Source organism: Streptomyces sp., assembly GCF_036566765.1.
Lineage (GTDB): Bacteria > Actinomycetota > Actinomycetes > Streptomycetales > Streptomycetaceae > Streptomyces.
Genome location: NZ_DATCVQ010000188.1, coordinates 1 through 7,718, shown reverse-complemented (window position 1 = coordinate 7,718; position 7,718 = coordinate 1). Strand labels below are relative to the sequence as shown.

Below are 7,718 nucleotides of genomic sequence, written 5' to 3'. Positions count from 1 at the left end.
AGTACTTGTCGTTGGGCTCGAACAGCACGCTCTTGGCGTGACCGCTGCGCACCAGGGACTCGTTGACGAAGACTCCCCGTTCGTTCCACACGTAGAGCAGGTAGCGGCCATAGCGGTCCTTAAGCTCGACGTCGGTCTCCGTCCGCAGCTTGCTGCCCGGTGGCAACAGTTGGCTGGTCCGGTTCGTGGCCTGACGGCTGTAGCAGGCCCCTCGCTCGGGGGTATCGATCTCGAGCAGGCGTATGCGGGCGACGTCGCCGGCGGGGATGACCCTGCCGGTACCCCGTACTTCGAGCGTGTCACCGTCGATGACACGGAGCACGATCGGTCCGGATGCGGCGGCCTGCGCCGAGCCGGCGGGAGCCAGCATGCCGAGGCTCAGCACTGCGGTGGCCGAGCCCAGGACGGTGGCCCGCCTGCGGGAGAAGTGCATGTCGCCCCCTCTCAGCGGTGGTCCAACCTTCAGTACAGCACTGCGGGGATCGTCACGCGACCGCGCTGAGAGTGCCCGCGAGGCGCGTCGTTCCGTCGTGTTCATCCACTTCGAGCTGGAGCGCGACCGCGGCGACGCCGACTGCCGGCCGCGCCGCAAGCTCGCCGCGTATGCCACCGAGCGTGGACGGGCTTTGGTGGACCGGGAGTTGCGGCCTCGACGAGAACGAGGCCTGCCGCTGCGTCGGCTGGTACCGGCACATCACCCTGGCCATGCTCGCCCACACCTTCCTCACCGGCCTCGCCGCCAACGCCGCAAAGCGGGCAGCAGAAACGACCCGACCAGCAGCATCGTCGCTCTCACCATGGCAGAGATCCGCCGGCTTCTGGAGCATCTCCTACCCCGGCCCGGAATCGTCTGAGCCCGGAATCGACCAGCAGCGTCCGTCACGGTTCGGGCCACAGAGCCTTATCTCAACTGGTGCTTGCGGGCGGGGGCGTTCCTGCGCGACCCGGGGCCGCTCGTGCGCGGCCCCGGGTCGGCCTCGACCGGCCCCCGGGTGCGTCAGGCGCCGTCCGTCGCTCCGGTCGCCTTCGTGTGGTGGAGCAGGGCGGAGCCGGCGAGGGCGACCACGGCCGCGCCGCTCAGCAGCGCGATGGCTTTCGCCCAGGCGAACGTGGCGCCCAGACTGCCGTTCAGCAGATCGACGGTACGGACGCTCGCCAGCGCGTGCAGCGCGATGACGCCAACGGCGAGCCCGGCGGCGGCGGCCCACATGACCAAGGTGTCCCGCGTGGCGAGCCAGACCCCGCACACCAGGCAGAGCACGGTGACGACCACGGACAGCGTCTCGGAGTAACCGCCGGAGCGCAGACTCGCGAGATCCGTGGGCAGGTGGATGAGGCCGCAGGCGAACAGCGCGAGCGCCGCTGGCCACCGCAGCGCCGATCGCAGCGCCAGTGAGGTGGTGTGGCTGCCGGGACCCGAGGCCAGGGCGTCGTCCAGAGCGGACTTCGTCCTCCCCGCCGATCCGCGCCGCCGTTTCGGGGGCGCTGCGACGACCGGGACGGCGCCCGCGCCGGCCTTGGCTCCGCCGTCCTGGCTGGAGCCTTCCTTCCGCTCCTCTGCGTCCTTGCCGCCCGTGCAGCGCCAGTCGTCGCCGTCGGTGCCGAGGATGTTCACGAGCTCCACCACGTCCTCGATCGGCCGGCCCACAGCCGCGGCGCGCAGCGTGGTCTCGGCCTGGTGGAGGTCGTAGCCCGACTCGTTGAGCAGGGCGACCAGTTGCCGCACCTCGTCCAGCGGGCGCGAGACCGCGGCCGCGCGCAGCGCCACGTTCGCGGGGCTGGACACCTCGCCGGTCTGTTCCAGCCGAGCGACGAGCGCGACGACCTCGTCGACGGGGCGCTCAGTGGCAGCCGTCCGCAGCAGAGTGTGGATCGCCTCGTCGCCGGACTCGGGCTGGGCCTCGGGCTCGGTCTCGTCGCCGGCCCTGGGCCGGGCTTCGGCCTCGGGCTCGCGTTGCTCCGGCTGGACTGCCGCATCCGCTGCGACCGTCTGGTCCGCCGCCGGCTCCTGCTCCTCCGTCGCGGAGGCTACGGCCTCGTCGGAATGATCCGGTCCGACCGGAGCCGCCGCCACGATGGGGGCCTTGGTGATGTACGGCGTACCGGGCGTCGGGTTCGACGTGATGTCGAGCCCGAGTTCCGGTGCAGGGGAGAATCCTGCGGATCGTTCTATGTCGCCGTCCGCCGGATGGGTGGGGAAGGGGTCCGGGGTCATGTCGTGGCTCCGATCGTGGGCGCCCGGGAGGCGTCCACCGTGTGTGACTCGTGATGCGCAGTAAGCGCACACTTGAGTACAACTAGTGCGTACTGCGCGGCACTGCGCCATCCGAGAACGCCCCGGCTGCGCCGATGGGGCGAAAGAACGCCGACGACAGGGTGGGAGCGCGACCACGCCACCCCACACGCACGACCCGAAGCTGTGCCGCGTGCGGCCCGGCGACGTGCTCAGCGACCCGCACCGTCCGAGGTCAGCACGGAGCGCCGGTGCTCCCTCCCAGCACGTCATGGAACGCTGCGGGAGAGTGAGCGCATGACGTACGACGAAGGGCTGGCCCAGCGGATCAGGGAGCAGCTCGGCGAGCGGCCGGACATCGCCGAGAAGCGGATGTTCGGCGGCCTGTCCTTCCTGCTGGACGGCAACATGACCGTGGGCGTGGTGGGCGACGAGCTCATCGCGCGCGTGGGCCCGGACCGGGCCGAGGACGCACTTGCCCGGCCCGAGGCCCGGCCCATGGACTTCACCGGGCGCCCGATGCGTGGTTGGGTGACGGTCGGAGGCCCTGAGCTCGCGGAGGATTCCGTCCTGCGGCACTGGGTGACGACGGCCTTGGCCTTCGCCGGCACGCTTCCCCCGAAGTAGGGCACGCCGTCGGAGCACCGGCCTGTGCCGCCTGCGGGCCGGCCGATGCGGACCATCACCTTCGACGGGACGCTGACCCATCACCATGCCGCCGGGGCAGAGCGCTGCTTCAGGCCCGTCTCGACGGCAGACCCAACCGCAGGCGGTTGGCCGGCGAGTCCTCATGAACGCGCCACTCGGCGAGCTGTCTCCCCGAGGCTCTGGCCGTCCACAGCGCCGGGCCCGCGAGCGCGGGCTGCGTGCACACCGAACGCCCCTCGACAGTCACCAGGTCTCCAGCGGCCCGCATGGACGTGAAGACGTTGCGGTAGTCGGGGAAGGCGGCGAAGAACCCCCGCCACGCCTCGATGCAGGCCTGTCTGCCCTCGATCCTGCTGCCTGCCGAGTCGACGAAGACGTGATCCCCGGACATGAGCAGGGCGAGGCCTTCGACGTCCTGCGCGTTGATCCTGTCGTTGAAGCGGACAACGACGTCCATAGGGCGACCACTTGCTGCACCGTCCACCACGCCAGAGTAGGCAACACCGCTCGTCCGTACGGGCACGAACACGCCCCCACACATGGCCCGCCCCGGACGATCACCATGTCCGCCGAGGCCGTGAAGCTACTCGGTCTGAATCGCCTCTGCCGGGACCTCGAAGACGATCTCGACCCCGTCGCGCTCGTTCCCCTTCTCGCTGACACGCGTGAAACCGAAGCCCGCGATGGTGGCCAGGGAGGCGTGGTTGTCGGATCGGATGGTGGCCCGCACGGTCCTGACACCAGGTTCGGCGGCAGCCCTGACGAGCAGCGCCCTCAGCATGGCGCGGGCATAGCCCTGGCGGCGGTACCCAGGCGCGACGGTGTAGCCGACCTCGACCATGCCGGCCTCGTCCGGCGGCCCGTGGAACCCGGCATCGCCGATGACGGTCCCGTCCGGCTCGGACACCGCGGCCCGCGCGAGCCAGGGCGCGACGGACGGGTCCTTGGCGAGCTGGTCAGCGCGATATCCGAAGATCCAGCGGGCCCGGTCGCCGACGAAGTACTCGTCGAGCGCGACCCCGGCCTCGGCGCTGCCGCCGGCGAGGTCACCGTCGGCAAGCGCCCGCAGGGCCTTCGCGCTGAGCTCGACGAAGCGGACGCGCTTGGCGGTGGAGATGGGGGTGGAGAGAAGTTCGTTATTCATCGCGGAGATGGTCGCCCAGCCCCGCAGGGTTGTCCAACGCTTTACGGGTTCGGGGACTTCGGGGGACATAGCGATCGCGCGCCGCCCTCCTAGACGCCTGACCGCCGGTCAGGGCCGGTCAGGCCGGCCGGGGCCGGTCGGGTCCGCGATAGGGGAGCGTCTGGCTGTAGACGACGCTGGTGGTCGTACTGCCGAAGCCGGCCAGCTCGTCCATGAGTGTCTCCAGGTGCCCCATGGAGGTCGCGGCCACCTTCAGGGTGTAGCAGTCGTCGCCGGTCGTGCGCAGGCACTCCAGGATCTCGCGTCGCTCGGCGAGCAGCCGGCGCAACGGTTGGTGGTGGTTGCCCGGGTACTTCAGTCGGACGACGGCGAGTACGGGGTAGCCGACCTTGGCCAGGTCGACCACGGCGTGGTAGCCGGCGATGACGCCCATCGCCTCCAGATTCCGCACCCGTTCCGTGGTGGCCGACGGGCTGAGACTCACGCGCCGCCCCAACTCGCTGAGGGATATGCGCGCCTCCCGCTGCAGCTCGCCGATGATCGCCCAGTCGACGTCGTCAAGATTCACGGCCATGTCGCGACCCTACCGGGAAATCGACTGGAGAATGCGAGAATTGCCAGGAGAAGCAACTTCCACGTTCCTTGATCGCAGGGATAGCCTCAGATCATGAAACTCGGCGTCAACGTACCGAACTTCGGGCCTGGAACCGATCCCGGCGTGCTGCGCGAGTGGGCGCGGATCGTGGAGGGGCTCGGCTTCGACCTCCTCATGGTGTCGGACCACGTGGCCGTCACCCCTGACGTGGCCGAGCGGTATCCGGAGCCGTTCTACGAGCCGTTCACCACGCTGTCCTGGCTGGCCGGCATCACCACCCGGGTGCGGCTGGGCACGACCGTTCTCGTACTGCCCTACCGGCATCCGCTGCTGGTCGCGCGCATGGCTGCCAACCTCAACCAGCTCAGCGGCGGCCGGCTCGTGCTCGGGGTGGGCGTCGGCTGGGCACGGCAGGAGTACGACGCGCTCGGCGTGCCGTTCACCGCGCGCGGCAGGCTGACCGACGAGCACCTCGCCACCCTGCGGGAGGCCTGGCGCGAGGAGGCCGACCGCCGGACCACGCCGATTCCCATCTGGGTCGGCGGCAACAGCGAGGCCGGGATCCGACGCGCCATCAGGTACGGCGACGCCTGGCACCCGCTGCGAGGAACCCTTCCCTGGATGCGCTCGGTCCTCGCGAACCACTCGCTGCCGGCGTTCGCGCCCCGTATCGCCCTGCGGCTGACCACCGCACCGATCGACGACCCCGAGCGACTCGCCGGCACAGGCACCATCGAGCAGATCCTCGACGACCTCGACCAACTGCAACGCCTCGGCGCCGACACCGTCGTGCTCGACCCCTACCACGGAGATCCGGAGGAGACCTGTCGACCCCACGCGGCCTGGCAGGCGCTCACCGCCGTGGCCACACATCGGAGGACACCATCGTGATCACCACCGCCGACGAGACTCTCCTGCGGCGCGCGATCGACATCGCGGCCCGCGCCGTCGCCCTGGGCGACGCACCGTACGGCTCCCTGCTGGCCGGCCCGGACGGCACGATTCTCGCCGAAGCCCACAACACGGTGCGTCGCGACGACGACATCACAGCCCACCCAGAACTGAAGCTCGCCCGCTGGGCGGCCCGCGAACTCGACCCCGACACGGCCGCACGCACCACCATGTACACCAGCTGCCAGCCGTGCGGCATGTGCGCCGGCGGCATCATCCGCTCCGGACTCGGCCGGATCGTCTACGCGCTCTCCACCGATCAACTCATCGAACTCAACCCGGAGTCGGGCGCCTGGCCGACGGTGCCGCAGGACGGCCCGGCCCTGTTCGACGAGGCGCGCGCCCCCATCGACGCGTACTACCGGCCATAACGGCTCGGCCGGCGCGATCACCAGCGGCGGGACCGTCTCACTGCCGGCTTGCGCCGACTCCTTGATGCCAGAGATTCCGTGTATCGCGGGCGTATCGAAAATCGCATACGCCACCGCAACGGCGCTTCGTATCCACTGGGGGCGTGAACCACAACGCAACCCTGTCAGCCCCACCCCGCCGCACTCGCAGGATCGTGCTGCTCAGCCTGGCGATTCTCGGCGTGGCGTGTGCCCTGTTCGTCGTGCGCGGGCCGCTCATGATGTCCGCTCCGAGGTGCGTGGCCGGGCGGTGGCACGGCTGCTTCGACACGTTCAACGGTGTCGTGCTCATGACGTTGGTCGCGCTGCCCTTGGCCGGGCTGCTGGTGTGGGTTCTGGCGCGCCGTCGGCGTGCCGCCGGCCTCACGTGGGCGTGGCGGATGTCGCTGGCCGAGGTGGGCATGGTCCACGGGACGGCGCCGTTCCTATGGATGACCATGATGCCGGGCGGCGGGGCCGGCATCGTCCCCCCGCGAGTGAGCCTGGTACCGCTGCGGGACCTGGTCATGATGGGGTCGCTCGGGATCGTCGGCAACCTGTTGGTCTTCGCGTCGCTGGGGTTCTTCGCCCCGATGCGGTTCGCGGCGCTGGCGTCCGTGCCGCGGATCCTGGCACTCGGCGCGGGCTGCTCGGTCCTGGTCGAAACCGCACAGTACGTCCTGCGCCTGGACCGGGTGTCCTCCGTGGACGACGTACTGGTCAACGCCACCGGTGCCGTGCTGGCCGGACTGGCGTCGCGCCGCTGGTGGCGCACGAGGGCGGAAGCGCCGTCGGACCAGACTCACCCCGCGCAGGTACCGGCAGGCTGAGTCGCGTGTCCGGCTGCACTCGTCTTTGCATACGCCCCTTGCCTGCGCCTTTGTATACGCCTTTGCATACGTCGGCGATATCTTCTGCTGCTTAGGCTTCGGACATGCGCGTACTGATAGTGGAGGACGAGCCCTACCTGGCCGAGGCCGTCCGTGACGGTCTTCGGCTGGAGGCGATCGCCGCCGACATCGCGGGCGACGGCGACTCCGCCCTGGAACTGCTCAGCGTCCACTCCTACGACCTCGCGGTCCTCGACCGCGACATCCCCGGCCCCTCCGGCGATGAGGTCGCCCGGCGCATCGTCGCCTCCGGCAGCGGCATCCCGATCCTCATGCTCACCGCTGCCGACCGGATCGACGACAAGGCTTCCGGTTTCGAGCTCGGTGCCGACGACTACCTGACCAAACCGTTCGAGCTGCGGGAGCTCGTCCTGCGGCTGAGGGCGCTCGACCGCAGACGCGCGTACGCCCGGCCTCCGGTCCGCGAGATCGCGGGCCTGCGGCTCGACCCCTTCCGCCGGGAGGTCTTCCGCGACGGGCGCTACGTCGCGCTCACCCGCAAACAGTTCGCCGTCCTCGAAGTCCTCGTCGCCGCAGAGGGCGGGGTCGTCAGCGCCGAAGAGCTGCTGGAACGGGCCTGGGACGAGAACGTCGACCCCCTCACCAACGCCGTACGCATCACCGTGTCCGCTCTGCGCAAACGGCTCGGCGAGCCATGGATCATCACCACGGTGCCGGGTGTCGGCTACCGCATCGAGACCGACCCCGGCTCCGACACCACCCGCCCCGGCCGTACGCATGCCTAGACGCCCAGGGCTCAGCGCCCGACTGAAGCTCACCCTCAGCTACGCCGGGTTCCTCGCGGTCGCCGGCGCTCTCCTGCTGGCCGTGGTGTGGGGGTTCCTGCTGCGCTACGTACCCGACAACC

Annotated in this window: 10 protein-coding genes and 2 pseudogenes; 7 read left to right on the top strand and 5 right to left on the bottom strand. The window is 70.2% G+C overall.

Features of this window, described 5'->3' with window-relative positions; genetic code table 11:
- Positions 1-433, bottom strand: a 433-nt coding sequence (locus VIU94_RS10425) for a thermonuclease family protein (RefSeq protein ID WP_331909943.1), incomplete at its 3' end; no start/stop codon positions are given.
- 209 nt (positions 434-642) lie between these two features.
- Between VIU94_RS10425 and VIU94_RS44890 the strand changes: the two are divergent.
- Positions 643-840: pseudogene (locus VIU94_RS44890) on the top strand (IS701 family transposase); the annotation flags it as partial.
- Between the two features lie 157 nt (positions 841-997).
- On the opposite strand, the gene VIU94_RS10415 reads toward VIU94_RS44890, so the two are convergent.
- Positions 998-2,215, bottom strand: a complete 1,218-nt coding sequence (locus VIU94_RS10415) for a hypothetical protein (RefSeq protein WP_331909941.1) — start codon at positions 2,213-2,215, stop codon at positions 998-1,000.
- A gap of 315 nt (positions 2,216-2,530) precedes the next feature.
- On the opposite strand from VIU94_RS10415, the gene VIU94_RS10410 reads away from it, so the two are divergent.
- A complete protein-coding gene (locus VIU94_RS10410; protein ID WP_331909939.1) occupies positions 2,531-2,860 on the top strand; it encodes a TfoX/Sxy family protein in 330 nt (109 codons plus the stop codon).
- A gap of 109 nt (positions 2,861-2,969) precedes the next feature.
- Here the strand turns inward: VIU94_RS10410 and VIU94_RS10405 are convergent, their stop codons facing one another.
- The 3 genes from VIU94_RS10405 to VIU94_RS10395 form a co-directional block, all read right to left on the bottom strand.
- Positions 2,970-3,338 carry a nuclear transport factor 2 family protein gene (locus VIU94_RS10405; RefSeq protein WP_331909937.1) on the bottom strand — a complete coding sequence of 123 codons (369 nt, stop codon included), beginning with the start codon at positions 3,336-3,338 and terminating at the stop codon, positions 2,970-2,972.
- Between the two features lie 126 nt (positions 3,339-3,464).
- Positions 3,465-4,025, bottom strand: coding sequence for a GNAT family N-acetyltransferase (locus tag VIU94_RS10400; protein WP_331909935.1), 561 nt, complete (start codon positions 4,023-4,025; stop codon positions 3,465-3,467).
- A gap of 118 nt (positions 4,026-4,143) precedes the next feature.
- Complete coding sequence (locus VIU94_RS10395) at positions 4,144-4,599, bottom strand: Lrp/AsnC family transcriptional regulator (RefSeq protein ID WP_331909934.1); 456 nt, start codon at positions 4,597-4,599, stop codon at positions 4,144-4,146.
- A gap of 93 nt (positions 4,600-4,692) precedes the next feature.
- On the opposite strand from VIU94_RS10395, the gene VIU94_RS10390 reads away from it, so the two are divergent.
- The 5 genes and pseudogenes from VIU94_RS10390 to VIU94_RS10370 all read left to right on the top strand — a co-directional run.
- Positions 4,693-5,511, top strand: coding sequence for an LLM class flavin-dependent oxidoreductase (locus tag VIU94_RS10390; RefSeq protein WP_331909932.1), 819 nt, complete (start codon positions 4,693-4,695; stop codon positions 5,509-5,511).
- Complete coding sequence (locus VIU94_RS10385; protein WP_331909930.1) at positions 5,508-5,942, top strand: nucleoside deaminase; 435 nt, start codon at positions 5,508-5,510, stop codon at positions 5,940-5,942. The genes VIU94_RS10390 and VIU94_RS10385 overlap by 4 nt, the downstream gene beginning before the upstream one ends.
- Before the next feature lie 143 nt (positions 5,943-6,085).
- Positions 6,086-6,790: a VanZ family protein gene (locus VIU94_RS10380; RefSeq protein WP_331909928.1), complete on the top strand. Its 705-nt coding sequence runs from the start codon at positions 6,086-6,088 to the stop codon at positions 6,788-6,790.
- A gap of 104 nt (positions 6,791-6,894) precedes the next feature.
- Positions 6,895-7,596 carry a response regulator transcription factor gene (locus tag VIU94_RS10375; protein ID WP_331909926.1) on the top strand — a complete coding sequence of 234 codons (702 nt, stop codon included), beginning with the start codon at positions 6,895-6,897 and terminating at the stop codon, positions 7,594-7,596.
- A pseudogene (locus VIU94_RS10370) lies at positions 7,589-7,718 on the top strand (two-component sensor histidine kinase); the annotation flags it as partial. The gene VIU94_RS10375 and the pseudogene VIU94_RS10370, both read left to right, overlap by 8 nt.

Bases quoted from the DNA above. Each gene is read 5' to 3' on its own strand.
- VIU94_RS10415 (WP_331909941.1), bottom strand. From the start codon at position 2,215: ATGACCCCGGACCCCTTCCCCACCCATCCGGCGGACGGCGACATAGAA.
- VIU94_RS10410 (WP_331909939.1), top strand. From the start codon at position 2,531: ATGACGTACGACGAAGGGCTGGCCCAGCGGATCAGGGAGCAGCTCGGC.
- VIU94_RS10405 (WP_331909937.1), bottom strand. From the start codon at position 3,338: ATGGACGTCGTTGTCCGCTTCAACGACAGGATCAACGCGCAGGACGTC.
- VIU94_RS10400 (WP_331909935.1), bottom strand. From the start codon at position 4,025: ATGAATAACGAACTTCTCTCCACCCCCATCTCCACCGCCAAGCGCGTC.
- VIU94_RS10395 (WP_331909934.1), bottom strand. From the start codon at position 4,599: ATGGCCGTGAATCTTGACGACGTCGACTGGGCGATCATCGGCGAGCTG.
- VIU94_RS10390 (WP_331909932.1), top strand. From the start codon at position 4,693: ATGAAACTCGGCGTCAACGTACCGAACTTCGGGCCTGGAACCGATCCC.
- VIU94_RS10375 (WP_331909926.1), top strand. From the start codon at position 6,895: ATGCGCGTACTGATAGTGGAGGACGAGCCCTACCTGGCCGAGGCCGTC.